Source organism: Pseudomonas sp. 2822-15 (assembly GCF_002742515.1).
In the GTDB taxonomy this organism is placed as follows: domain Bacteria; phylum Pseudomonadota; class Gammaproteobacteria; order Pseudomonadales; family Pseudomonadaceae; genus Aquipseudomonas; species Aquipseudomonas salomonii.
This window is the reverse complement of the sequence record NZ_LJRY01000062.1, coordinates 1-384: the sequence shown is the minus strand read 5'-3', so window position 1 is coordinate 384 and position 384 is coordinate 1. Positions and strand designations below refer to the sequence as shown.

Sequence of the window (384 nt, the reverse complement as noted above, 5' to 3'; positions counted from 1 at the left end):
TAGATAAACATTCGCTCATTGAAGTTCTGCTGTTGATAGGATTGGGGTTCAACATGAATTATAATCAGGCCAGGTTCTCCCTTTAATTCTAGCTCTACCACCAAATCAAGGCGAAATTTTTCTCCTTCCGTTACATCTGTAAACAATTCTTCAGAAAGAAACTTCACATTAGAAAAATCAAGATATTCGTATGCTTCTGGAAAAAATAATATAATAAATTCCTCAAAAAACGTTTCAATCAGCTCTTTAAATAGACGGTCATGGTCTACCATTGACTCAGGCATTTCCTCATCCCCTTATCATGAACTAGCATTTAATATAAATAAATAACGAACATCAGTTCTATTCAAGTGGAGATGGAAAATTTTACGGGGTATTTATGAA

At 33.9% G+C, this 384-nt stretch carries 1 pseudogene; it reads right to left on the bottom strand.

Annotated features, from left to right (window positions below):
• Positions 1 to 284, bottom strand: a pseudogene (locus AOA59_RS00245) (flagellar assembly protein H); the annotation flags it as partial.
• Positions 285 to 384: the final 100 nt, after the last annotated feature.